The 20,816-nt window shown below is 75.5% G+C and carries 31 protein-coding genes; 14 read left to right on the forward strand and 17 right to left on the reverse strand.

Annotated elements, in window-relative coordinates; translation table 11 throughout:
- Positions 1 to 10: 10 nt before the first annotated feature.
- Complete coding sequence (locus AB0442_RS06895; protein ID WP_366161131.1) at positions 11 to 412, reverse strand: ATP-binding protein; 402 nt, start codon at positions 410 to 412, stop codon at positions 11 to 13.
- Positions 413 to 630: 218 nt separating this feature from the next.
- Here AB0442_RS06895 and AB0442_RS06900 point away from each other — a divergent pair, with 218 nt between their 5' ends.
- Positions 631 to 987, forward strand: coding sequence for an STAS domain-containing protein (locus tag AB0442_RS06900; RefSeq protein WP_366161132.1), 357 nt, complete (start codon positions 631 to 633; stop codon positions 985 to 987).
- Between the two features lie 40 nt (positions 988 to 1,027).
- Here AB0442_RS06900 and AB0442_RS06905 read toward each other — a convergent pair whose 3' ends face one another.
- Together AB0442_RS06905 and AB0442_RS06910 are read right to left on the reverse strand one after the other, a co-directional pair.
- Positions 1,028 to 1,576 carry a hemerythrin domain-containing protein gene (locus tag AB0442_RS06905; protein WP_366161134.1) on the reverse strand — a complete coding sequence of 183 codons (549 nt, stop codon included), beginning with the start codon at positions 1,574 to 1,576 and terminating at the stop codon, positions 1,028 to 1,030.
- A gap of 42 nt (positions 1,577 to 1,618) precedes the next feature.
- Complete coding sequence (locus tag AB0442_RS06910) at positions 1,619 to 2,086, reverse strand: hypothetical protein (protein ID WP_366161136.1); 468 nt, start codon at positions 2,084 to 2,086, stop codon at positions 1,619 to 1,621.
- A gap of 257 nt (positions 2,087 to 2,343) precedes the next feature.
- Here AB0442_RS06910 and ddaH point away from each other — a divergent pair, with 257 nt between their 5' ends.
- Genes ddaH through AB0442_RS06935 form a run of 5 tightly spaced genes read left to right on the forward strand, consistent with a single transcriptional unit; the run spans position 2,344 to position 5,695 of the window.
- Positions 2,344 to 3,180, forward strand: coding sequence for a dimethylargininase (gene ddaH / locus AB0442_RS06915; protein ID WP_366161138.1), 837 nt, complete (start codon positions 2,344 to 2,346; stop codon positions 3,178 to 3,180).
- A 35-nt stretch (positions 3,181 to 3,215) separates the two neighbouring features.
- Positions 3,216 to 4,238 carry an iron-containing redox enzyme family protein gene (locus AB0442_RS06920; protein WP_366161140.1) on the forward strand — a complete coding sequence of 341 codons (1,023 nt, stop codon included), beginning with the start codon at positions 3,216 to 3,218 and terminating at the stop codon, positions 4,236 to 4,238.
- A 56-nt stretch (positions 4,239 to 4,294) separates the two neighbouring features.
- Positions 4,295 to 4,786: a nicotinamide-nucleotide amidohydrolase family protein gene (locus tag AB0442_RS06925; protein WP_366161212.1), complete on the forward strand. Its 492-nt coding sequence runs from the start codon at positions 4,295 to 4,297 to the stop codon at positions 4,784 to 4,786.
- A 26-nt stretch (positions 4,787 to 4,812) separates the two neighbouring features.
- The gene (locus AB0442_RS06930) at positions 4,813 to 5,493 is read left to right on the forward strand and encodes a HemK2/MTQ2 family protein methyltransferase (RefSeq protein WP_366161214.1); all 681 of its coding nucleotides are present in this window, start codon (positions 4,813 to 4,815) and stop codon (positions 5,491 to 5,493) included.
- Positions 5,477 to 5,695, forward strand: a complete 219-nt coding sequence (locus AB0442_RS06935; protein ID WP_366161142.1) for a CDGSH iron-sulfur domain-containing protein — start codon at positions 5,477 to 5,479, stop codon at positions 5,693 to 5,695. Before AB0442_RS06930 ends, AB0442_RS06935 begins: the two co-directional genes overlap by 17 nt.
- Positions 5,696 to 5,804: 109 nt before the next feature.
- Here AB0442_RS06935 and AB0442_RS06940 read toward each other — a convergent pair whose 3' ends face one another.
- On the reverse strand, positions 5,805 to 6,758 hold the full coding sequence (locus AB0442_RS06940) for a helix-turn-helix domain-containing protein (RefSeq protein WP_366161143.1): 954 nt from the start codon (positions 6,756 to 6,758) through the stop codon (positions 5,805 to 5,807).
- A gap of 55 nt (positions 6,759 to 6,813) precedes the next feature.
- Entirely contained in the window at positions 6,814 to 7,023 is a 210-nt protein-coding gene (locus AB0442_RS06945; RefSeq protein ID WP_366161145.1) for a hypothetical protein, read from the reverse strand.
- 183 nt (positions 7,024 to 7,206) lie between these two features.
- On the opposite strand from AB0442_RS06945, the gene AB0442_RS06950 reads away from it, so the two are divergent.
- Positions 7,207 to 7,764 carry a hemerythrin domain-containing protein gene (locus AB0442_RS06950; protein ID WP_366161147.1) on the forward strand — a complete coding sequence of 186 codons (558 nt, stop codon included), beginning with the start codon at positions 7,207 to 7,209 and terminating at the stop codon, positions 7,762 to 7,764.
- 11 nt (positions 7,765 to 7,775) lie between these two features.
- Positions 7,776 to 8,006: a hypothetical protein gene (locus AB0442_RS06955; protein ID WP_366161149.1), complete on the forward strand. Its 231-nt coding sequence runs from the start codon at positions 7,776 to 7,778 to the stop codon at positions 8,004 to 8,006.
- A 30-nt stretch (positions 8,007 to 8,036) separates the two neighbouring features.
- Here the strand turns inward: AB0442_RS06955 and AB0442_RS06960 are convergent, their stop codons facing one another.
- The 5 genes from AB0442_RS06960 to AB0442_RS06980 all read right to left on the reverse strand — a co-directional run bounded on the left by AB0442_RS06960 (position 8,037) and on the right by AB0442_RS06980 (position 11,451).
- On the reverse strand, positions 8,037 to 9,116 hold the full coding sequence (locus AB0442_RS06960; protein WP_366161151.1) for a HAMP domain-containing sensor histidine kinase: 1,080 nt from the start codon (positions 9,114 to 9,116) through the stop codon (positions 8,037 to 8,039).
- Positions 9,113 to 9,793, reverse strand: a complete 681-nt coding sequence (locus AB0442_RS06965; protein WP_366161153.1) for a response regulator transcription factor — start codon at positions 9,791 to 9,793, stop codon at positions 9,113 to 9,115. The genes AB0442_RS06960 and AB0442_RS06965 overlap by 4 nt, the downstream gene beginning before the upstream one ends.
- A 9-nt stretch (positions 9,794 to 9,802) precedes the next feature.
- Positions 9,803 to 10,504: a VanZ family protein gene (locus tag AB0442_RS06970; protein ID WP_366161155.1), complete on the reverse strand. Its 702-nt coding sequence runs from the start codon at positions 10,502 to 10,504 to the stop codon at positions 9,803 to 9,805.
- 180 nt (positions 10,505 to 10,684) lie between these two features.
- Complete coding sequence (locus AB0442_RS06975; RefSeq protein ID WP_366161157.1) at positions 10,685 to 11,101, reverse strand: DoxX family protein; 417 nt, start codon at positions 11,099 to 11,101, stop codon at positions 10,685 to 10,687.
- Positions 11,098 to 11,451: an STAS domain-containing protein gene (locus AB0442_RS06980; RefSeq protein WP_366161159.1), complete on the reverse strand. Its 354-nt coding sequence runs from the start codon at positions 11,449 to 11,451 to the stop codon at positions 11,098 to 11,100. The genes AB0442_RS06975 and AB0442_RS06980 overlap by 4 nt, the downstream gene beginning before the upstream one ends.
- A 295-nt stretch (positions 11,452 to 11,746) precedes the next feature.
- On the opposite strand from AB0442_RS06980, the gene AB0442_RS06985 reads away from it, so the two are divergent.
- A complete protein-coding gene (locus AB0442_RS06985; RefSeq protein WP_366161161.1) occupies positions 11,747 to 12,106 on the forward strand; it encodes an STAS domain-containing protein in 360 nt (119 codons plus the stop codon).
- 186 nt (positions 12,107 to 12,292) lie between these two features.
- Here the strand turns inward: AB0442_RS06985 and AB0442_RS06990 are convergent, their stop codons facing one another.
- The 6 genes from AB0442_RS06990 to AB0442_RS07015 all read right to left on the reverse strand — a co-directional run bounded on the left by AB0442_RS06990 (position 12,293) and on the right by AB0442_RS07015 (position 15,538).
- Positions 12,293 to 12,817 (reverse strand): DUF6480 family protein, encoded by a 525-nt coding sequence (locus AB0442_RS06990; protein WP_366161163.1) that lies wholly within the window; start codon positions 12,815 to 12,817, stop codon positions 12,293 to 12,295.
- 160 nt (positions 12,818 to 12,977) lie between these two features.
- Positions 12,978 to 14,078, reverse strand: coding sequence for a glutamate--cysteine ligase (locus AB0442_RS06995; RefSeq protein WP_366161165.1), 1,101 nt, complete (start codon positions 14,076 to 14,078; stop codon positions 12,978 to 12,980).
- 115 nt (positions 14,079 to 14,193) lie between these two features.
- On the reverse strand, positions 14,194 to 14,574 hold the full coding sequence (locus AB0442_RS07000; protein ID WP_366161166.1) for an STAS domain-containing protein: 381 nt from the start codon (positions 14,572 to 14,574) through the stop codon (positions 14,194 to 14,196).
- Between the two features lie 75 nt (positions 14,575 to 14,649).
- The gene (locus AB0442_RS07005) at positions 14,650 to 14,865 is read right to left on the reverse strand and encodes a hypothetical protein (RefSeq protein WP_366161168.1); all 216 of its coding nucleotides are present in this window, start codon (positions 14,863 to 14,865) and stop codon (positions 14,650 to 14,652) included.
- Between the two features lie 33 nt (positions 14,866 to 14,898).
- Positions 14,899 to 15,285, reverse strand: coding sequence for a DUF2267 domain-containing protein (locus AB0442_RS07010; RefSeq protein ID WP_366161170.1), 387 nt, complete (start codon positions 15,283 to 15,285; stop codon positions 14,899 to 14,901).
- A gap of 34 nt (positions 15,286 to 15,319) precedes the next feature.
- The gene (locus AB0442_RS07015) at positions 15,320 to 15,538 is read right to left on the reverse strand and encodes a hypothetical protein (protein ID WP_366161172.1); all 219 of its coding nucleotides are present in this window, start codon (positions 15,536 to 15,538) and stop codon (positions 15,320 to 15,322) included.
- A gap of 301 nt (positions 15,539 to 15,839) precedes the next feature.
- On the opposite strand from AB0442_RS07015, the gene AB0442_RS07020 reads away from it, so the two are divergent.
- The 3 genes from AB0442_RS07020 to AB0442_RS07030 are packed head-to-tail and all read left to right on the forward strand — an operon-like array spanning position 15,840 to position 17,535.
- Positions 15,840 to 16,481 (forward strand): nucleotidyltransferase family protein, encoded by a 642-nt coding sequence (locus tag AB0442_RS07020; RefSeq protein ID WP_366161174.1) that lies wholly within the window; start codon positions 15,840 to 15,842, stop codon positions 16,479 to 16,481.
- Positions 16,478 to 16,759, forward strand: coding sequence for a hypothetical protein (locus AB0442_RS07025; protein WP_366161176.1), 282 nt, complete (start codon positions 16,478 to 16,480; stop codon positions 16,757 to 16,759). The genes AB0442_RS07020 and AB0442_RS07025 overlap by 4 nt, the downstream gene beginning before the upstream one ends.
- Positions 16,756 to 17,535 carry a metallophosphoesterase gene (locus AB0442_RS07030; RefSeq protein WP_366161178.1) on the forward strand — a complete coding sequence of 260 codons (780 nt, stop codon included), beginning with the start codon at positions 16,756 to 16,758 and terminating at the stop codon, positions 17,533 to 17,535. The genes AB0442_RS07025 and AB0442_RS07030 overlap by 4 nt, the downstream gene beginning before the upstream one ends.
- A gap of 439 nt (positions 17,536 to 17,974) precedes the next feature.
- Here AB0442_RS07030 and AB0442_RS07035 read toward each other — a convergent pair whose 3' ends face one another.
- Positions 17,975 to 18,361 (reverse strand): hypothetical protein, encoded by a 387-nt coding sequence (locus AB0442_RS07035; protein WP_366161180.1) that lies wholly within the window; start codon positions 18,359 to 18,361, stop codon positions 17,975 to 17,977.
- Between the two features lie 129 nt (positions 18,362 to 18,490).
- Here AB0442_RS07035 and AB0442_RS07040 point away from each other — a divergent pair, with 129 nt between their 5' ends.
- Positions 18,491 to 20,362 (forward strand): transketolase, encoded by a 1,872-nt coding sequence (locus AB0442_RS07040; protein ID WP_366161182.1) that lies wholly within the window; start codon positions 18,491 to 18,493, stop codon positions 20,360 to 20,362.
- A gap of 25 nt (positions 20,363 to 20,387) precedes the next feature.
- The gene (locus tag AB0442_RS07045) at positions 20,388 to 20,759 is read left to right on the forward strand and encodes a low affinity iron permease family protein (RefSeq protein WP_366161184.1); all 372 of its coding nucleotides are present in this window, start codon (positions 20,388 to 20,390) and stop codon (positions 20,757 to 20,759) included.
- Positions 20,760 to 20,816 lie beyond the last annotated feature (57 nt).

The raw sequence follows: 20,816 nt of genomic DNA on the forward strand, positions 1-20,816 counted from the left end.
ACGCCCCCGGTCAGGGCGCCCGCAGCACGGCCCACACGGTCTTGCCGCTCGGGACGGGCGTGACGCCCCAGTCCACCGCGAGCCGTTCGACGATGTGCAGGCCGTGGCCGTGCGGCTGCTGCGGGCGGTAGGGGCGGACGACCGGCGGACGGGTGCTCGCGTCGGTCACCGCGACGGTGAGGGTGTCGTGGTCGAGGTCGAGGTCGAGGCTGAGCGGGCCCGGGGTGTGGCAGTACGCGTTGGTGAGCAGCTCGCAGGCCACCAGCAGGACGTCCTCGGCCCCTTCCCCGGAGGACGGCACGGGCGACGTCCCCTGCGCCAGCGCTCGGCGCACGTAGGCCATGCCGAACTGGGGCCCGGGGCCGTCGGTGGACCCGAGCGGCAGATGCCAGTGGCGCGATGTCCGGTTCACCCTCGTCTCCTGCGTCCGTTGCTCCCCTGGGAGCGTGTAACCGGCTCCCCGCCCGCCGTAACCCCCGGAGGCCGGGTGGCGGCCCCGGCCGACCGGGTCTTCGTTCTGCGGTCCGCGCCGCCGGGGACGCTTCGTTCCGCGGGGTGACGGGCAGGCTCACCGGGAGCCACTGTCGCGGGAAGCCCCGTCGGGGAGTCCGTGACGGAGGGAGCAGCACCATGGATGCGGAGCTCCGTGTCACCCCCCGCCCGGCGCCGGCCGGTGAACGAAGGCTGGCCGTCGCCGGCCAGGCCGACATGGACACGGTGCACGTGCTGGAGGAGGCCCTGGGGAAGGCGCTGGGCGTTCCTCCCCGGCCGACGGCCGTGGCGGTGGACTGCTCGGCGCTCGCCTTCTGCACCTCGGCCGGACTGAACGCGCTGCTGCGCGCCCGGCTGGCGGCCACGGCCGCCGGCGTCACCCTCCGGCTGGCCGCGCCCTCTCCGCAGCTGGTCCGCCTGCTCCGGCTGACGGAGGCCGACACCGTCTTCGACATCGACCCGGCCGACGAGCCGCCGCTGCGGGAGAGCCTCTGACTGCGGGAGAGCCTCTGACCCGGGCCCGCCGCCGGCGGGTTCACCTTGGCAGGCCCTCGATGCGGAAGAAGTCCCGCAGGTGGGTCTTCGGGCGGGGGCCGGTCGGCGGGAGGTCGTCCCGGGGGCGGTCGGCCGGCGATCGGCGCACCTTGTGCAGCGGCTCCGAGCGGGCCGCGACACCGGCATCGGCGAGTTCGTCCGCCGGTGCGGCGGTGCCGAGTTCGTCGAGGATCATTGCCTCTTCCTCGTTGGCGTGGCCGGTGACCTCGCGGACGAGCAGCGCGACCTTGCGGTCGAAGAGTGCGGAGTCCGCACCCACCCGGGACAGGTCGTCGAGCAGCGCGCCGATCGTGGCGAGCCCGGCCCGTTCCTGCTCCACGGTCTCCCGCCGCTCCGGGAGGCTGCGCAGCGCCAGCGGGTAGAGGTACTCCGCCTCGACCGCCATGTGGCGTTCCAGCAGGGCGGCCGCCTCGTCGAGGAGTTCGCGGCGCAGCGGGTCCTTCAGCGGGGTGCCCGCCATGCGGCCGAACAGGTTGCGGATGCGTTCGTGGTCGGTGGTGACGACATCGATGAGGTCGCCGGAGGTCATGGTGCACCTCGTCTTCCGTGGTCTTCCGTGGTCTTCCGTGGGTCAGATCAGGGCGAGCGCGGCCGTGCCGTGCAGGACGACGCCCTCCCCGCCGGTGGCGGCGACGCTTCGGGTGAGGCCGTCGGCCTCGTCCTGCGGGTCGCCGTCGGCCTCGTCGGTGAGGCAGGTGCCGGGCGGGACGACGACGACGAGGACCTCGCCGCGTTCGCGGGCCGCGGTCCGCCACTCGGGGGAGGCCGCGGGCTTGGGCACCGGCTCCCAGGACTGCCGGCCGCCGACGAAGAGCAGCCGGTCGACCAGCGGGCCGTTCATCACCACCATGGCGGTGCTCTGCGGCGCGTCGCCGGCTGCCAGCAGGAAGCCGCTCTCCAGGGCGTGGGTGAGCAGTTCGGCGTGCCACCGCCGCCCGACCTCGATGAACGCCTCGGCGACGGGCGGGCCGATCTCCTGTTCCTGCACGGTGAGTGCCCACACCGTGGGCTCCGAGTCGGAGTCGATGTCCTCGCTCATGGGGCCACCTCCGTGGGTCCGCGTCGCGCCGGTCGGTCGTGCCGTCGCGCCTACCCGCCCGGGGGCGGCCCACGCCTGGTCGGCCCCCGGGCGGACCCGCGGTCCGGGGTGGCCGGCCACGGCGGCCGGGACCGCGCGGATCGTGACCCGGCGCGGCCCGGGGCGGGTGGACGTGTGTCCAGGGCGGGCCCGGGTAGGCGTGGCGCAGACCGCGTGCCGGAAGGCCCCGGCACCGGGCCGACCGGGAGCTTCTGACCATGACCCGTGCGCCGACACCTCCGTCCGTACCCGAACCCCGCCGCCGGCGGTACCTGCTCTGCCCCCCGACGCACTTCGCGGTGGACTACGCGATCAACCCGTGGATGGACCCGGGGCGTCCGGTCGACGGCGCCGCGGCGGAGCGGCAGTGGCGGCGGCTCCGTGCGGTGCTGCGTGGCCTGGGGCACGAGGTGGCGACCGTGGATCCGCTGCCGGGGCTGCCCGACATGGTGTTCACGGCCAACGGCGCCACCGTGGTGGACGGGCGGGTGCTGGTGGCGCGGTTCAAGCACGCGCAGCGCGCGGGCGAGGCCGCGGCCCACCGCCGCTGGTTCGCCGGGGCTGGGTTCCGTCCGGTGCACACGGCGAGCCTGGTCAACGAGGGCGAGGGCGACCTGCTGGTCGCCGGGCGGCGGATCCTGGCCGGTTCGGGTTTCCGGACGACCGCGCCGGCCCACCGCGAGGCGCAGCGCCTGCTCGGCCTGCCGGTGGTCACCCTGCAGCTGGTCGATCCGCGTTTCTACCACCTGGACACCGCGCTGGCCGTGCTGAGCGACGATCAGATCATGTACTGGCCGCCGGCCTTCTCCGCCGCGAGCCGGCGGCTGCTGGCCGCCCTGTACCCGGACGCCGTCCGCGCGGAGGCGGCGGACGCGGCCGTGTTCGGGCTGAACGCGGTCTGCGACGGACGGCACGTGGTGCTGCCGCGGGCCGCCACCAGCCTGGCCGCGCAGGTGCACGCGCGCGGCTACCGCCCCGTCCCGGTGGAGATGCCCGAGCTGCTGAAGGCGGGCGGCGGTCCCAAGTGCTGCACGCTCGAACTCCGCGGTGCGTGATCGCGCCGAGGCCCCCGCGAGAGAGAGGTTCCCGCATGACGACCGCCCTGCGTCCCGCCGCCCCTGCCGCGCCCGTCCTGCCCACGGCCCGCGGCCCGCTGTCCGCGCTGGTGCTGGAGGCGCTGACCGCCGCGCCGGGCACCGGGCCGGGCTGCCCGGCGGACGTCGGGGACCCGTGGGGCGAGGACGCGCAGCTGGCCCTGTACGTCTGCTACGAGCTCCACTACCAGGGGTTCCACGGGGTCGATCCGGCCTGGGAGTGGGACACCGGTCTGCTGGCGCTGCGCGCCCGGCTGGAGGCGGCGTTCCTCGCGGCGCTGCGCGGGGCGGTGGGCGATCCGGGCCCGCTGGACGAGGTGGTCGCCGATCTGCTCGTGGAGTCGCCGGACGGCACGGGGCCCTCGTTCCACCTGCTGGAGCGCGGCGAGCGCTGGCAGGCCCGGGAGTACCTGGTGCACCGGTCGCTCTACCACCTGAAGGAGGCCGACCCGCAGCTGTGGGCCGTCCCGCGGCTGCCGCACCCGGCCAAGGCCGCCCTGATGACCGTGCAGTACGACGAGTACGGGTCGGGGCGGCCCGAGCGGGCGCATGCGCTGCTGTTCGGGCGGATGATGGCCGACCTCGGCCTCGACACCCGCTACGGCCACTACCTGGACGCCGTCCCCGCCCCCGCCCTGGCGGTGGTCGACCTGATGTCGCTGTTCGGGCTGCACCGGGCGCTGCGCGGCGCGGCGGTCGGCCAGTTCGCCGCGGTCGAGATCACCTCACCGCCGGGCGCGGCCCGGCTGGCCCGTGCGCTGGAGCGCCTCGGCGCCTCCCCGGACGGCACGCTGTTCTACCGGGAGCACGTGGTGGCGGACGCCGTCCACGAGCAGTTGGTGCGGCGCACCGTGCTGGAGCCGCTGGTGGCCGGCGACCCGGCGCTGGCCGCGGACATCGCCTTCGGCATCGCCGCCACCGGCGTGGTCGAGGACCGGTTGGCCGGGCATCTGCTGGACGCCTGGGGCCGGGGCCGCAGCTCGCTGCGGGCGCCGCTCGGCGACGGCCCGCCGGCCTGACGGCCGTTCGTGCGAGGAGCCGGACCGTGTCCGACCGTCCCTCCCCCGGCAGCCGGCTGGACCGGCCCGCCCGGCTCGCCCGGCAGATCACCGCGGCGCTGGACGCGGCCGGCCACACCGTCGCCGCCGCCGAGTCCCTGACCGCCGGCGCGCTCTGCCAGGTGCTCGCCGAGGCACCCGGTGCCTCCGCCGTCCTGCGCGGCGGTGTGGTCGCCTACGCCACCGAGCTGAAGGAGGACCTGCTCGGGGTCGACGCGGCCCTGCTGCGCGAGCACGGCCCGGTGGATGCGGGGGTGGCCGCGCAGATGGCCGAGGGCGTCCGCCGGCTGACCGGGGCGTGGTACGGCCTGGCCACCACCGGCGTCGCGGGGCCGGCCCCGCAGGACGGCCGACCGGTGGGCACGGTCTTCGTCGCCCTGGCCTCCCCGCACGGCACCAGCACCGCCCGGCCGCGCCACAACGCCCGGGACCGCGACGGGATCCGCCGCGCGGCCGTCCTCGCCGCCCTGGAACTCCTGCACGGGGTCCTCCGGCCGCCCGCCGACTGAGCTCCGGCCGGTCGGGACCGGCACCGATTGGGCTCGGGCGCGGCGGGCAGGCGCGCACCATGCTCCTGATCACCCCGCCGGGCGTGTACCCGGCCCAGGGGGACACCCGGCTGCTCACCGACGCGCTGGAACGCGAGGCGCTCGACGGCCGGAGGGTCCTCGACCTGTGCACCGGCAGCGGGGCGGTGGCGATGGCCGCCGCCGCGCTGGGTGCCCGGGTGACGGCGGTGGACGTGTCCCGCCGTGCCCTGGCGGCCGCCGCCGCCAATCTGCTGCTCAACCGCCGCCGGGTGCGGCTGCGCCACGGCGATCTGCTGGCCCCGGTCGCCGGGTCACGGTTCGACCTGATCACCGCGAACCCGCCGTACGTGCCCAGCCGGTCGGCGCCGCCCCGCCGCGGGATCGCCCGCAGCTGGGACGCCGGCCGCGACGGCCGTGCCCTGCTGGACCGGATCTGCGCCGACGCCCCGGCGCTGCTCGCGCCGGGCGGGGTGCTGCTCGTGGTGCAGTCGGCGCTGGCCGGCGTCCCGGCGACCTGTGCCGCGCTCGCCCGCGCCGGGCTGCGGGTCGGCATCGCGGCACGGCTGCACCAGCCGTTCGGGCCGGTGATGACCGCCCGGGCCGGCTGGTTCGAGGAGCGCGGCCTGATCCCGCCGGGGCAGCGCGAGGAGGAACTGGTGGTGGTCCGCGGTGTCCGGCCCGTCTGAGCGCGCGCCGCGGCGGGTCACCGTCGCCGGGGACGGGCCGTTCCTGGTGGAGGGCCCGGTGGAGGTCGTCCTGCCGGACGGCACCCGGCAGGTGAGCGAGCGGCCGGTGGTCGCCCTGTGCGCCTGCCGGCGCAGCCGCTGCTTCCCGTTCTGCGACACCAGCCACCGCCGCCGGAGCCGGCCGCCGGACCCGCAGGTTTGAAGCCCGCCGCGCTGCCCAGAGGCGGTACACGGGTGCCACGGCGTCCTGCCCCCCTCGCCGTGGCGCCCGACCCGCTGCACCGGGGGCCGGGCGCGGCTGCGGACCGCGGTCAGCGCTTCAGGGTGGCCGAGGGGGCGACCCCGTACGCGCGCCGGTAGGCCTCGGCGAACCGGCCGGGGTGGGCGAAGCCCCAGCGGGCGGCGATCCCGGTGACGGTCAGTCCGTCCTGCAACGCGGCGGCCCTGAGGTCGGCGTGCGCCCGGGCGAGCCGGACGCGGCGCAGGTACGCCAGCGGGGTGCACCCGGCGTACCGGCGGAAGGAGTACTGCAGGGCCCTGGGCGTGACGCAGGCCGCCGCGGCGACGGCCGCCGGGGTGAGGTCCCGGTCGGCGTTGTCGTCGATGAAGGCGACGGCTCGGCGCAGCGTCGCGGGGGTGGCGTCGCGGCTGTCGGCGGGTACCGGATCGGTGCGGGCGTCGTGCGGCAGGGCGGCCAGGGTCGCGGTGGCGAGGTGCCGGGCGGCGCTGGACACCAGCAGGTCGGACTCGCAGGCAGCCGGGTTGTCGAGGACGCCGTCGCGGAGGTAGGCCACGGCGGCGGTGAGCTGGCGGTTGGCCTCGGGCGTGACCGCGCGGGGGCCGGTCAGCCGGACGGGCCCGCCGCCCGCGGGGATGGCCGGGGCGGCGTCGGCGAGCAGCGCCGGGTCGAACATCGCGATGGTGTGGCGGGCCGAGCGGACCTCGCCGCGGTACGGGCGGTCGGACGGCGCGATCAGGAAGGTCTCCCCGGTGCCGAAGACCTCCTCGCGGCCGTCGGTGAGGTCGACGATGGTGCCCGCGTGCACGGTGATCAGGCACACCTTGCCGAGGCTGCCCGCGTCGTAGCCCATGGTGTGGCCGAAGGAGAGGCGGTCCACCGACAGCGGGCCGACCGCGCGCCGGCTGATCCGCACCCGCGCGTCCTCGACCGGCCCGCCGATCCGCATCGGCGTGTAGGCGGACGAGAGGAACTCCTCCGTCGCGTCCAGGCTCGCGCTGTCGAACAGGAACGACTCCACATCCACCACCGGACTCTGGCCCCGGACCTCCGACGCTACGCCGGTCGGTCCGTCCCTGTCGTCACCCCCCAGCACAGCACACCTGACCGGTGCGGCGCCGGGCGACCAGCACGTCGAACTGCGCCCCGAGGACGGTCGCCACGGCCGCGCCTACCGGCACTCCCCCGGGCGCCAGGGCCAGCACCAGCGGATCCGGCGGTACGCCGCCGAGCTGCCTGCACAGCGCCTCGGTGAGGGCGCGGCCCGCCTGCTCGCGGTCGTGGAATCGCATGCCGTCCACCTTCTGCCGTCCGTTCCGTCCCCCGGTCGGTCCTTCGCGGCACCTCTACCCGCTGTGACGGAAGCCACCGGGCCGTCCGGGTGACGTCCGCCGGACGGCACGTGTGCACCCGGCCGGACGGGGCACCCGCCGGTCATGGCCCGCACCGGGCGGGCCCCTACCGAGGAGGCGGCGATGGCAGGCCACGGCGGCGACGTCATCAAGGAACTCGAGACCGACCACCGCGAGGTCGAGGAGCTCTTCGCGCAGATCATGCAGGCCACCGGGGAACACCGGAAGTCGCTGCTCGACGAGGTGACGATCGAGCTCGTCCGGCACTCCGTGGCCGAGGAGGCCTACCTGTACCCCGCGGTCCGCGAGCACGTGGGCGGCGGCGACGCGATGGCCGACCGCGAGGTCGAGGACCACGCGAAGGTCGAGCGGCTGCTCAAGGAGATCGAGGACACGGAGGCCGGCGACCCCCGGCTGGACACCCTGGCGACCACCCTGGTCGACGAGGTCACCTCGCACATCCGCGACGAGGAGCAGAACCTCTTCCCGGCCCTGCGCGCGGCCTGCAGCCAGGCCGACCTGGAGGTGCTGGGCAACCAGGTGCGCCGCTCCAAGGCGACCGCACCGACCCGGCCGCACCCCGGCGCGCCCTCCTCGCCGACCGCCCGCAAGGTGCTGGCCCCGGGCGTCGGCCTGATCGACCGGGTGCGGGACTACGTGTCCGACCGCGGCGCGGCGTGAGGGGGGAGACCGTGAGCATCCGGCGCCGGGCGTACCCGGAGGCACACCGCGAGGAACACCCCGAGGCGCGCCGCGGCCGGGCCCGACGGGACGACCGCGGCACCGGGCCGTCGGAGCGCGGAGGCGACCGGGAGCGGGCCGCCGACCGGGAGGGCGCGGGCAGCAGCACCGCGCCCGCCCCGGCGGCGGGCCGCGACGACGACGGGCCGGAGCCGCCGGCGGCCGACACCGCAGCGCCCTGACGGCCGTCCGGGCACCGGGCGGGGTACCGCCTACGGCGTGCCGGGGAGCCGGACCGTGACGAGGAGGCCGCCGGCGGGGCGCGCGGCGAGGTCGAGCGTCCCGCCGTGGGCGCGGACGATGCTGTGCACGATGGCCAGGCCGAGGCCGGCGCCCTCGTGCTCGTCGGTGCGGATGCGTTCCGCGCCGCGCCGGAAGGGTTCGGTGAGGGTCGGCAGCAGGTCCGGCGGGAGCGGGCGGCCCGTGTTCTCGACCCGCAGCACGCTCGTGCCGCCCTGCGTCCCGGTGTGCACCGTCACGGTGCCGCCGGCGGGCAGGTTGTGGACGACGGCGTTCTGGACGAGGTTGGTCGCCATCCGCAGCAGGAGTTCCGCGGAGCCCCTCGTCCGGGCCGCCCCGCCGGTGACCTCCAGCGTGGTCCCGCGCCGTTCGGCGAGCGGCAGCAGCGTCTCGGCGGCCTCCTCCGCCACCAGGGAGAGGTCGACGTCCTCGCGGGGGAGGTTGCCGCGGTCGGCGCGGCCGAGCAGCAGGAGGGCCTCGGTGAGGTCGATCGCCCTGGTGTTGACGGCGTGCAGGCGTTCGACGACCTCGCCCGGGTTCCGCGTCGGGTCCTTGCGGGCGACGTCGAGGAGCGTCCGCGTGATCGCCAGCGGGGTGCGCAGTTCGTGCGAGGCGTTGGCGGCGAACCGCTGCTGTTCGGCGACGTGGGACTCCAGCCGGTCGAGCATCGAGTCGAAGGTGTCGGAGAGTTCGCGGAACTCGTCCTGCCGGCCCTCCATGCGGATCCGGTGGGACAGCGAGCCCTTTCCGGCCGTCCGTGCCGCCTCGGTGATCCGGGTGAGCGGAGCGAGCATCCGGCCCGCGAGGATCCATCCGCCGACGAGGCCGAACACCAGGAGGAAGGCCATCGCCACGGCCGCGGCGGGGGCGAAGGTGTGCACCAGGAGGTAGCGGTTGGGCGACACCCCGAGCAGGCCCTGGCTGTTGTCGGGGACGTAGCGCAGCAGGTACAGCCACACCACGCCCAGCAGGAGGGCACCGGCCACGACGAGGAACCCGACGTAGCTGAGGGTGAGTTTGAGTCGGGCGCTCGGCCCGGGCCGTCTGTTCACGGGCGGGTGGAGTCCGTGCCGGTGTCGATGCGGTAGCCGACGCCAGGCACCGTGGCGATGGCCCACGGCTCGCCGAGCCGCTTGCGCAGCGCGGAGACGGTGATGCGGACGGCGTTGGTGAGGGGGTCGGCGTTCTCGTCCCAGGCCCGCTCCAGCAGCTGTTCGGCACTGACGACCCCGCCGTCGGCGGCGACCAGGACCTCCAGCACCGCGAACTGCTTGCGGGTCAGCGCGACGTGCCGGCCGTCGCGGAAGACCTCCCGGCGGAAGGGGTCGAGCCGCAGGCCCGCGATCTCGCGGACCGGCGGCCGCAGGTGCGCGCGTCGGCGGTCGAGCGCCCTCAGCCGCAGGACGAGCTCCCGCAGGTCGAACGGCTTGGTGAGGTAGTCGTCGGCGCCGAGCCCGAACCCGGACGCCTTGTCGTCGATCCGGTCGGCGGCGGTGAGCATGAGGATCGGGATGCCGCTGCCGGAGGCGACGATGCGCCGGGCGACCTCGTCGCCGGAAGGGCCGGGGATGTCCCGGTCGAGGATCGCGAGGTCGTAGGAGTGGACGCCGAGCAGCTCCAGGGCACGGTCGCCGTCGACGGCGATGTCGGCGGCCATCGCCTCCAGCCGGAGGCCGTCCCGGACGGCTTCGGCCAGGTAGGGCTCGTCCTCCACGATCAGTACGCGCATGCCGGAAGCCTAAGCCGCGACCGGCGCGGGGCGGGACGGCTCCGACGGCGCCCGGTCCGCGGTGCACCACCAGCGGCGCGAGGCGAGGCCGGCCAGCCCGGCGCCGACGGCGTTGACCAGGACGTCGTCCACCGAGGACACCCGGTCCAGCTGCAGGACGTACTGCGCGGTCTCGACCAGGACGGAGCAGCCCGCCCCGAGCGCCAGCACCCGCGGCACGGACGCCAGGGCCGCGAACCGCATCGGCGCGAAGAAGCCCAGCGCCGCGAAGACCAGCAGGTTGCCGACGATCCCCAGCGTCCCCATCGTGACCAGGTCCCGCAGCGGCACCAGGCTCACCCGGGCGGGCACGGTGCCTGCCCCGCCGCCCGGCATCATGGTCATCCACACGAACGGCACCGTCCCGTGGACCATGCCGACCTCGGCCAGCGACCTCCGCCACGTCCGGCCGGCCCCGGCGGCACGCCGGCGGTGCGCCAGGGCCCACGCCAGCAGCACCGACAGCGGCAGCGCGACCAGGGTCATCAGCACCACACCGTTGAAGGTGTCGAAGCAGCCGTGCCACCGCCCGGCCATGCACCGCGGGGCGGACATCATCAGCGGCCGGCGGACGACGAACGCGCCGCCCGCCACGCCGAGGACCGCCAGGCCGAGGAGCGCGGACCTGAGCGTGCGGCGGGGCGGTGCGGACGGGGAGGCGTCGAGGTTCATGCCCCCATTCGAGCCGGTGGGGCGTTGCGGCGGCGTATGCGGTTTTCGATACGCCCGCGATACACGCCCGCCCCACCGGCGGGAGCCGTCCTACAGGACGTGCCTTCAAGGGGTGTACGGACACCACATAGGGGCGCGTGGGGCACCTATGCGGCATCCGTACGCCTGCGAAGACACGTCCTAGCGGTGGAGCAGGTGGTGGCCGTCCTCGTCGGCGGTGGCGGCCATCAGGAGGCCGCCGAGCATGGAGAGGTTCTTGAGGAAGTGGATGCGCTGCTGGGCGCGTTCGTCCTCGTCCTCGGCCTCCCAGAAGCGGTGGCCCGCCCAGGTGACCGGGAGGAGGGTGCAGGCGAGGACGGCCGCCGACAGCCGCGGCAGCTTCCCCGCCGCGAGCAGCAGGCCGGAGGCGGCCTGGACGCCGCCGTTGAGGCGGATGGCGTTGACGGTGCGGGCGGGTACTCCGGGCAGGTCGGACAGGGCGTCGACGACCGGCCGGGCGGCGGGTGCGAGGTGCTCGGGGCGCCGCACCGCGTCCGCTCCGCCGGCGATGAACATCGAGGCCAGCAGTGGGCGTGCACAGACTCTGACGACGGTCATGACAGGTGGCCTTCCAGCAGGACGGCGGGCTCGACGTCGAACAGCTCGTGCGTTCCGGTCACCCGGAGGAGATGGGCCAGCTGCTCGCGCGGCTCGCTCAGCCGGAAGGCGATGCCGTCGGCGGCGGCCCGCTCCCGGGCGACGATCAGTTCGTTCAGGCCCGCGGTGGTGCAGAACTCCAGACCGGAGCAGTCCACCACGACGGTGTGGGGCGCCGGGAGGCGGCTCAGCGCCTTGTCCAGTGCGGCGCGCAGCGTCCCGGTGCTGCCGGTGTCGGCCTCCCCGGCCAGCTGGACGACCCGCAGACCGGGCGTGGGCGAGCGGTGGGTGACGTGGATGACGGGATGCACGGGAGCCTCCTCCAGGGGTGCGGGGCCGCCCGGTCCGGGGGCTCCCGCCCTGAATCTGTGCGCGCGCCTGCCCGGCCCGCGCCCCGGGAAACGAACGGCCGTGCCCGGCGTCGGCGGCGAAGTCCGGCAAACCGGTCGGACCGATCGGATCGTCACGAAGACGGAGGTTCTTCGTTTTCAGGACGGCAGCACCGTGCCGCTTCGTTCAGGGGGCTGTGGGAGGGCACCCGAATGGGCCAGCGTCGAGATGGAGACCTCCCGCCACGGGAGGTTCCGACGACGAGAGGAACGGACCGTGGGAACCGACCTCCGCGTGACCCGCTGCCCCGCCCCGCCGGGGGTGTGCAGGCTGGCCCTGGCGGGACAGGTCGACATGGAGACCTCGGACGCCCTGGCCGAGGCCCTGAGCGGGGCGCTGCTGGAGGAGCCGGCACCCGAACTGCTCACGGTGGACTGTGCCGCGCTGGACTTCTGCGGCTCCGCCGGCCTGAACGAACTCCTCCGCGCCCGGCAGACCGCCCTGGCGGCGGGGATCGGCTTCCGCCTGGCCTCCCCCAGCCCGCAGGTGGTCCGCCTCCTGGAAGTGACCGAGGCCGACACCGTCTTCGAGATCGAGCACACGGATCCCTGCCGGTTCGAGGGCGCCGTCTGCTGACGGCCGCCGTCCGTCGCCGGCGTCATTCGAGCCGGCCCGGATCGACCGGGAGCCGTTGACCGCGAGGAGAGGCGGGACGAGTTCGGCCCAGACCGTCTTGCCGCCGCCCACGGGCCGGTGGCCCCACCACAGGGCGAGCCGGTCCACGATCTGCAGTCCGTGGCCGAAGGTCGCGTCGGGTGCTGCTCAGACGAAGATCCGCGCCACCATGAAGACCAGGACGCAGAGGACCAGCAGCCCGACGATCACCAGCGGCCACGGACCCCAGGCCTTGCGGAGTTCCGGCGGTTCGGGCACCGAGATGCCCGCCGTGGTGCTGGACTCGGCCGGCGGCGTCTCCTCGGGCCGTGCGGCGCGGACGGCCCGCGCGGGACGGTCCGGCAGGCTGCTCGCGGATGTGGTGGCGCTCGCCGGGGGCGGGTCCGAGACCGGTGCGGCCGGCGCCCGGGACGTGCTCGCCAGCTCCCGCAGCGTCCCGGACAGGTCCAGTTCGACGACGCCGGTGCCGGGACCGGAGGCGCTCGCGTAGGCGAAGGCGCCGTCGTGCGTGAAGACGGCCATCAGTGAGCGTCCGGGCCGGGTGAAGAGCAGGCGTTCGTTGCGCGTCCGGTCGCCGGGCTCGCGGCGCACCGCCCAGCCGAGTTCGCCGGCCCGCTCGTAGAGTGCGGTCTGCTGCCGGCTCAGCGGCAGTCTTCGTACGACGGTGGCCATGGCGGTGCACCCACTCCGGTCGGGCCGGCCGCGATCCGGCGCCTCGGGGCTCGCGCCGCAATCGCCTGAGTCAGTGCGTCTGCCCCCGGCTCCCCGTCCCAATCCCGATGCCGCGTGCGGACTCGCGCGGTTCGGGCGAACGGCTCGCGCTGCGCGGCCCTCAGTTCAGCAGGCCGGCCGTCTCGTCGGTGATCATGCGGACGAGGCCCTTGCGGCCGGTCTGCCGGAGCTCGCGGCGCTGGCGCACCGCGCCGTTGCCCTCGGCGAGCAGGCGGTGCAGGCCCTCCTCGACACGCTCCAGATCCCCGTCGGCCGTCAGCTCCGGCCCCACGCAGGCGAGGAGCGTCGCGGCGGCCTCGGCAGCCGACACCAGACTGCCGGTGACGGGGTCGGGCAGCCGTTCGGCGAGGCCGTGCCGGGCGGCGTACCAGGCGGCGGTCTGCAGGAACTCGGGAGGGGCGGGCGGCACGGCGGCGACGCGGCGGGGGTCCAGCGCACGGGCGGCCAGGGCGCGGACGAGCCCGGCGAGCAGCACGGCCTCGTCCGCCCGCAGCTGGACGTCGGTCGTGCGGACCTCGACGGTCGGGTAGCGCTCGGAGAGCCGGGCCTGCCAGTAGACCTGCGCGGTGTCGCGGATCAGTCCGGTGGCGACCAGCCGGTGGATCCGCCGGTCGTAGTCGGCGCCGTCCGCGAACGACGGGGGCACCCCGCTGACCGGCCAGCGGCCGAAGACGACCGTGCGCCAACTGGCGAAGCCGGTGTCCCTGCCCCGCCACAGCGGCGAGTTGGCACCCAGCGCGGTCAGCACGGGCAGCCAGGGCCGCAGCCCGTTCAGCACTGCCACGCCCGCTGCCCGGTCCGGGACGCCCACGTGCACGTGCATGCCGTTGATCAGCTGTTCGTCGGTGAGGGCGGGCGCGTCACGGCGCATCCGGCGGTAACGCGCCGAGGGGGTGACCGGCACGGGGAGCCGGTCGGTGAACGGGGCCGAGCCGCAGGCGGCGAGCCGGCAGCCGCAGGCCTCGGCGGCACCGGTGAGGCAGTGGCGCAGCCGCAGCAGGTGCCCGCCGAGTTCGTCGAGGCTCCGGCAGACCGGGGTCGCCACCTCCAGCTGGGCCTGCAGCAGTTCGCGCTGCACCTCGCCGTGGGTCACCGCAGGATGCAGCCCGGCCTCGGCCAGGACGTGGGCGGCACGCGCCACCGGCACCCCCGTGGCCGGGGAGATCAGGAGGTACTCCTCCTCGACGCCGATGGTGAGCACGTGCGGCGGCTACCCGTGGTCGCCGAGGGTCAACCGTGCTCGACCCCGGGCGTGTCTTCAGAGGTCGCGGGCGCACCACAAGGGGCGCGTGGGGGTCGCCGCGGCTCGGGTTCCGTCAGGGGCGGCGGGGGACGGCGACGTGCCAGCCGCCGACGTCGACGAGGCCGAGGGCGTGGCACACGGCGGAGTGCGGGCCGGTGAGCCGGAGTTCGATCCCGCGGGCGGCCGCCGCATCCAGCGCCTCGCGCAGAACGGCGATACCCGCGTCGGAGCACCGCGCGAGCGCGCCGAGGTCCACGGTGACCGATCCGCCGGGCGGGCAGTGGCCGACCTCGCTGAGCAGTGCGTGCCGCAGTACGGACACCGCGGCGCCGTCCTGGGCCCCGGCTGCGACCAGGTGTCCGCGGCGCCGCGGCGCCGCGCCGCTCGTCCGCCCGTGGGGCGAAGGCGCCGCCGCGGGTGCGGGGCGTGCCGGGGGGACGAGTGGGCTGGTCACAGCACCAGTGTGAACCTCGCGGACGGCGAAGTCAGCCCCCGGAACGAAACCCGCGGGTAGCCGGCCGCTGCCGGCTCAGGCGGTCGCGCCGAGGTCGGCGGGTCCCGGGCGGGTGGCGGGCCGGCGGACGACGACCGGGGGCCGGCGCCCGAACCTCGCCTCGCCCGGCCCGAGGGCGGCCAGGTCGTCGAGGAGCTCGCCGAGCGCGGCGAGGAGGGCCCGCTCGTGGCGGGTCTGCTCCCCGGCGGGGCGCTGCGCCACGGTGTTGCGGGGGTCGGGAAGGTTCGGCACGGCGGACTCCTCACGGGTCGGCGGGTGGGGCTCTCAGGCGAGTTCGGGGTGGCCGAGGAGCTCGGAGAAGCCGGCGGGCAGTTCGGTCACGAGGGCGTCGAGTTCGCTGTCGTCGACGGCCTCGGCCACGGTCCGCAGGACGGCGGAGGCGTCCACGGCGGCCTCGTCGACGGTGGTGTCCCGCGCTTCGGCGAGCCGGCCGAGGAAGCCTTCGGCGGTCCAGCCGGCCGCTTCGGTGTCCGCTGCGGGGAGCACCAGGTCGGCCAGTTCTTCGGGGAGTTGGTCGGCCAGGGCCTCGGCGGAGGCCGTGCCCAGCAGTTCACCGAGCAGGCCGAGCACGGTGGTGACGGCCTCGTCCGTGCCGTCGTCCTCGTAGCCGCCCGTGTCGTGCACCAGGCGGAGGAATTCCTCGTGTTCCATGACGCGTCCCCTCGTGCGTCCGGTCGGACGGTGGTCAGCCGGAGTCGGGCGAACCGCCGTCCTCGGACTGCTCGCCTTCGGCTCCCTGTTCGGCGACCGGCTTCCCCGCCCGTACGGTCTTCACGGTCGGCGTCCGCCGGTCGCCCCGGTCGCCCCGGTCGTCCCGGTCGTTCCGGTCGTTGCGGTCGTCGTGGTGTTCGTCGGCGTGGTGGCCGGGCACTCCCCCGGCGCCGCCCTGCGGGATGTCCTCCATGGCTCCTCCTCGGGTGGTTCGGTCGCGGAGTACCGGTCTCGCCTGCCCGGCTGCCGGGCCGGCAAAACGCCGTCCGGTGCGCGTCGGCCCGGCGGATCCGGGTTTCGCCCGGGCCGGGTCGGCAAGAAGCCCGACAGCCCGTCCCCCGACGGAACCCGACAAGGTGTCCCGGACGGATGGCCAGCCGCCCGGGACGGTCGGACCGGTGTCGGACGCGGCCCCGTCCACGGACGGCCCGCCGGCAGCGGTGCGAGCAGGTCCGCCAGGCCGGCGCGGACCGGCGACCACAGGAGGTCCCAGCGTGACCGCACCCGGCGTCTCCCGCTCCGACCCGACCGCCTCGGCCCCCCCGGCAGCGGGCGGCAACGGCGGCCAGGACCCCTCGCAGGGCATCCTGGAAGCGACCAAGCAGGTGGCCCGGCTGCTCAAGGCGAGCGGCCACCGCTTCGCGCTCGCGGGCAGTGTCGCCTCCTACGCGCACGGGGTGCCGCGGCGGACGCTGCACGACACCGACTTCTGCGTGCTCCGCGACGAGATCGAGGCCGTCACCGAGGTCCTCAACGACTCGGGGATGGAGGTCTGGTCGCCGCCGGAGGACTGGCTGGTCAAGACCGAGTTCCAGGGGCAGCAGATCGACCTGATCTTCTCGCTCTCCGACCGGCCGGTCAGCCCCGAACTGCTGGAACGGGCGGTCGCCCGGCCGGTGGACTCGGTGTGGATGCCCGTCCTGGCGCCGACGGACCTGATGGTCAGCCAGCTCACCCCGTTCTCCGAGCACCACTGCGACTTCGGCCGGGTGCTGCCGCTCGCGCGGACGCTGCGCGAACAGATCGACTGGGCCGAGGTCCGGTCCCGCTGCAGCGGGCTGCCCATGGCCGAGGCCTTCCTCTACCTGCTGGAACGCCTCGACGTGATCGGGCCGTCCGGGGAGGAGACACCGTGAACACCGTCGAACCCGGGCCGGGCGCCGACAGCTCCGGGCCCGCCGAGTACCGCGCGGCACGGCTGCAGGAGCGGCTCGCCGCCGGGCCGTACGCCGAACTCGCGCTGCGGATCGAGTTCCGCGGCGACGCCGTGCTGGTGCGGGCCGTGGCGGGCAGCGCGGCCTGCCGCAGCTACCTCCTGGAGGCCGTGGCCGAGGAGTTCGCGGGGCTGCGGGTGCACACCGACATCGTGCTCTCGGACACGAGTGTGCCGGACCGTCCGGAGGCGGTGCGATGACCGGCGCAGCCGTACCCGGCCGTGCGGGGTCCGGGTCGACCGCCCGGATCGCCGCGATCGGGGACATCCACCTCGCGCCGGACGCCGCGGGCCGCTACCGCCTGGCCTTCCAGCGCCTCGGCGGGCTGGCCGATCTGCTGCTGCTCGCCGGTGATCTGACCCGGCACGGCACGGTCGCCGAGGCCCGGACGGTCGCGGCGGAGGTGGCCGGCCTGGACGTGCCGGTGATCGCCGTCCTCGGCAACCACGACCACCACGACGGCTGCCCGGGCGAGGTGGCGCAGGTGCTCCGCGAGGAGGGTGGGGTCACCGTGCTCGAGGGCACCGCGGCCAGGGTCTCCGTCGACGGCATGCGGGTGGGGGTGGCGGGCACCAAGGGCTTCGGCGGGGGTTTCGCGGGGCGCTGCGGCTCGGAGTTCGGCGAGGACGAGATGAAGGCGTTCGTCCGGTACTCCCGGTCGCTCGCCGACGGGTTGCGCACGGCCCTGGCCGACCTCGACGACTGCGACCTGAGGATCGCCCTGACGCACTTCTCCCCCGTGCCGGACACGCTGGCCGGCGAGCCGCCGGAGATCTACCCGTTCCTCGGCAGCTACCTGCTGGCGGAGGCCATCGACGGGGGCCGGGCGGACCTGGCCGTCCACGGCCACGCACACGCGGGCACCGAGCACGGCATGACGGCGGGCGGGGTGCCGGTGCGCAACGTGGCACAGCCGGTCGTCAAGCACGCCTTCGCCCTGTACGAGCTGCACCCGGCCGGAACGGCCGGGTGCTGAGGCTCTTTCGGTTCACGTCCGGTCACGCCGTGGTGGTCGAGGCCGCGAAGGCAGCGGAGCCGGGAGCGGCACGGTCGACGCCCCGTCAGTACGGCAGCGGACGGCCGGACGGGGTCCGCAGGTCGATCGGGGGCCGCGGGCGGCCCCGACCGGGCTTGGGGGCAATCCGGATCCTGGCCATCACCCTCACCTCCTCGCTTCGGGCCTGCGGGGGCGTCTGCCCTGGACGGGCGTCCCCACGCCTCCGACTGCCCTGCGGGAAAGACCCGGGCGGACCCGGAGGGCTCCAGCTCATGCATGTTCTGCAGTTCACCGCCCAGTCGTCCGCGGACGGGTCGTCGAGCGCGCCCGGCTCCTCGTGGCCGGCGGCGGTTTCCACGTCGCCTGCGGCGGTGCCGGTGTCCGGCCCTCTCGGATCCGGACACCGGCACCGCCGGGCTCACCGCTCGTTGCGGTCCCTGCCCTGCCCCGCGGCCATCCGGCGGCGGATCACCATGAGGTCCAGCGCGGCGATGCAGGCGAAGGCCAGGCAGAGCAGCGCGAAGACGGCGAAGGTGGCGCGGTTCGGTGCGACCCCCGTGCCGGCCGTCCCGGCGAGGACGGCGAAGGCCACCGTGCCGACCGCGAAGAAGCCGAGGAAGACCCGCGAGAGCAGGCGCCTCAGCTCCAGGTCGGTGCGGGCCGTGACCGGTTCGGTGCCGCGGCGCACCGGACCCTGCGGCCACCACTGCGGTGAGGTGCGGCCCGGTCCGTGCGGGGCGTGCGGGAAGTCGTGCCGTTCCCCGGGCCTTCGGTCGCCGTCCGGGGTGTGCTTCCGGCTGTTCATCGGGGGCTCCTTGCGGCCGCTGGTTCCACTCCGGCGGCTGCCCGCTGCGGGCGCGGCCACGCGGCGCGCAGCGGGCTGATTCCGGACGGCCGTGGCGGGCAGGCGCGGGAAGAACGGAAGGAGAGCGCCATGACCGCCGACCGCACCCTCACCGCTCCGATCGAACCCGGCACCGATCTGCGACAGGTCGCCGAACTCGCCCAGCAGCTACGGGTCGACTCGGTGCGGGCGAGCACCGCGGCGGGCTCGGGCCATCCGACGTCCAGCCTGTCGGCCGCCGACCTGATGGCCGTCCTCATGGCGCGCCACCTGCGGGCGGACTGGCTCGATCCCGGCAACCGGGCCGCCGACCACCTGGTCTTCTCCAAGGGGCACGCCTCACCGCTGCTGTACGCGATGTTCCGGGCCGCCGGGGTGATCGGCGAGACGGAGCTGCTGACCACCTACCGCCGCATCGGCGCCCGGCTGCAGGGCCACCCGACGCCCGTGCTGCCCTGGGTGGACGTGGCGACCGGCTCGCTCGGGCAGGGCGTGGCGTACGGGGTCGGCATCGCGCTGGCCGCCCGCGACCTGGACGGGCTGCCCTCGCGGGTGTGGGTGCTGTGCGGGGACAGCGAGATGGCGGAGGGCTCGGTGTGGGAGGCGCTCGGCGCGGCCGGCCGGCACCGGCTGGGCAACTTCACCGCCGTGGTGGACGTCAACCGGCTCGGCCAGTGCGGGCCGACCGAGTTCGGCTGGGACACCGAGGCGTACGTCCGCCGGGCGGAGGCCTTCGGCTGCCGTGCGGTCGCCGTGGACGGCCACGACCTGGAGGCCGTCGACCGGGCGCTGGCCACCGCGGCGGACGGCCGGGCCCCGACCGTGGTGGTCGCGCGGACGGTCAAGGGCCGGGGTGTGTCCGAGGTGGCGGACGCCGACGGCTGGCACGGCAAGCCGCTGCCCGAGGACCTGGCCGCCCGCGCCGTCGACGAGCTCGGCGGGGTGCGACAGCTGACCGTGCGCGGTCCGCGGCCGCCCGACGCGCCGCGCCGCAGGTCCGCGGGCGCGGGCGCCCCGGTGGAGCTGCCGCGCTTCGAGCGGGGCGAGGAGGTCGCCACCCGCTCCGCCTTCGGCAAGGCGCTGGTCGCGCTGGGCGCCCGGCCGGAGACGGTCGTGCTGGACGCCGAGGTCGGCAACTCCACCCACACCGAGGACTTCGCGGAGGCGTACCCGGAGCGGTTCTTCCAGAACTTCATCGCCGAACAGCAGATGGTCGCCACCGCCGTCGGCATGGCGGTGCGCGGCCGCCACCCGTACGCCGCCACCTTCGCCGCCTTCCTCACCCGGGCCCACGACTTCATCCGGATGGCCGCGGTCTCGCAGGCCACCCTGACGCTGTGCGGCACCCACTGCGGCGTGGAGATCGGCGCCGACGGCCCGTCCCAGATGGGCCTGGAGGACCTGGCGATGATGCGGTCCGTGCACGGCTCCACGGTGCTCTGCCCGAGCGACGCCACCTCGGCCGCCGCGCTCACGGCCGCCGCGGCCGACCTCGACGGCATCTCCTACCTCCGGGCCACCCGCGGCGCCCACCCCGTGCTCTACGGGCCCGAGGAGACCTTCCCGGTCGGCGGCTCCAAGACGCTCCGCAGCAGTGCCGAGGACACCGTCACCCTGGCCGGGACGGGCGTGACCGTCCACGAGTGCCTGGCCGCCGCCGACCTGCTCGCCGAGGAGGGCGTCGCCGCCCGCGTCCTCGACCTGTACTCGGTGAAACCGGTGGACGGCCAGGCGCTGGCCGCGGCCGCCGACGCCACCGGACGCCTCGTCGTGGTGGAGGACCACCACCCGGAGGGCGGCCTCGGCGAGGCGGTGCTCGGTGCCCTCGCGGAGCACCGGCGCTGCCCGGCCCTCGCCCACCTGGCGGTGCGGATCCTGCCCGGCTCCGGCACCTCCGCCGAACTCCTGGACGCCGCCGGCATCTCCCGCGGACGGATCGCCGACGCCGCCCGGCGCCTGTGACCGGCCGGGCCGGAGGGACGGCGCCATGACCCTGCAGCACCCTGCCGAGAAGGGCGAGGACGGCCGCCGCGGCCGGTTCGAACGGTTCGCCGAACTGGCGTCGAACTTCACCGCCTCGCCGCTCTTCGCCGGCCTGTGCCTGCTGCTGGTGGCGGCCTTCGTGGCCGTTCACGCGGCCGGGCTCGGCGCGGAGTGGCAGCTCGTGGTGGGCGACACGATGACCGCCGTCACGCTGCTGCTGCTCGCCATGCTCAAGAACTCGGAGCGCCGTGCCGAGCACGCCATCCAGCGCAAGCTCGACGCCATCGCCGAAGCCCTCCTCGAACTCCAGGAGGACGATCCGGGCGAGGCCCACGACCGCCTCCGCGAAGCCGTCGGCATGGAGGAGCGGCTGTAGGCGGGACCAGCCCTCCCGGGCCGCCCCGCGGGGGCGGCCACCGGCGTGCCCACGCGG

It is taken from the genome of Kitasatospora sp. NPDC085895 (genome assembly GCF_040702125.1).
In the GTDB taxonomy this organism is placed as follows: Bacteria; Actinomycetota; Actinomycetes; order Streptomycetales; family Streptomycetaceae; genus Kitasatospora; species Kitasatospora arboriphila.

Coding starts and splice junctions, on each gene's coding strand:
- AB0442_RS06900 (WP_366161132.1), top strand. CDS start 631: ATGGATGCGGAGCTCCGTGTCACCCCCCGCCCGGCGCCGGCCGGTGAA.
- AB0442_RS06905 (WP_366161134.1), bottom strand. CDS start 1,576: ATGACCTCCGGCGACCTCATCGATGTCGTCACCACCGACCACGAACGC.
- AB0442_RS06910 (WP_366161136.1), bottom strand. CDS start 2,086: ATGAGCGAGGACATCGACTCCGACTCGGAGCCCACGGTGTGGGCACTC.
- ddaH (WP_366161138.1), top strand. CDS start 2,344: ATGACCCGTGCGCCGACACCTCCGTCCGTACCCGAACCCCGCCGCCGG.
- AB0442_RS06920 (WP_366161140.1), top strand. CDS start 3,216: ATGACGACCGCCCTGCGTCCCGCCGCCCCTGCCGCGCCCGTCCTGCCC.
- AB0442_RS06945 (WP_366161145.1), bottom strand. CDS start 7,023: ATGCGATTCCACGACCGCGAGCAGGCGGGCCGCGCCCTCACCGAGGCG.
- AB0442_RS06950 (WP_366161147.1), top strand. CDS start 7,207: ATGGCAGGCCACGGCGGCGACGTCATCAAGGAACTCGAGACCGACCAC.
- AB0442_RS06965 (WP_366161153.1), bottom strand. CDS start 9,793: ATGCGCGTACTGATCGTGGAGGACGAGCCCTACCTGGCCGAAGCCGTC.
- AB0442_RS06970 (WP_366161155.1), bottom strand. CDS start 10,504: ATGAACCTCGACGCCTCCCCGTCCGCACCGCCCCGCCGCACGCTCAGG.
- AB0442_RS06975 (WP_366161157.1), bottom strand. CDS start 11,101: ATGACCGTCGTCAGAGTCTGTGCACGCCCACTGCTGGCCTCGATGTTC.
- AB0442_RS06990 (WP_366161163.1), bottom strand. CDS start 12,817: ATGGCCACCGTCGTACGAAGACTGCCGCTGAGCCGGCAGCAGACCGCA.
- AB0442_RS07010 (WP_366161170.1), bottom strand. CDS start 15,285: ATGGAACACGAGGAATTCCTCCGCCTGGTGCACGACACGGGCGGCTAC.
- AB0442_RS07015 (WP_366161172.1), bottom strand. CDS start 15,538: ATGGAGGACATCCCGCAGGGCGGCGCCGGGGGAGTGCCCGGCCACCAC.
- AB0442_RS07030 (WP_366161178.1), top strand. CDS start 16,756: ATGACCGGCGCAGCCGTACCCGGCCGTGCGGGGTCCGGGTCGACCGCC.
- AB0442_RS07035 (WP_366161180.1), bottom strand. CDS start 18,361: ATGAACAGCCGGAAGCACACCCCGGACGGCGACCGAAGGCCCGGGGAA.
- AB0442_RS07040 (WP_366161182.1), top strand. CDS start 18,491: ATGACCGCCGACCGCACCCTCACCGCTCCGATCGAACCCGGCACCGAT.
- AB0442_RS07045 (WP_366161184.1), top strand. CDS start 20,388: ATGACCCTGCAGCACCCTGCCGAGAAGGGCGAGGACGGCCGCCGCGGC.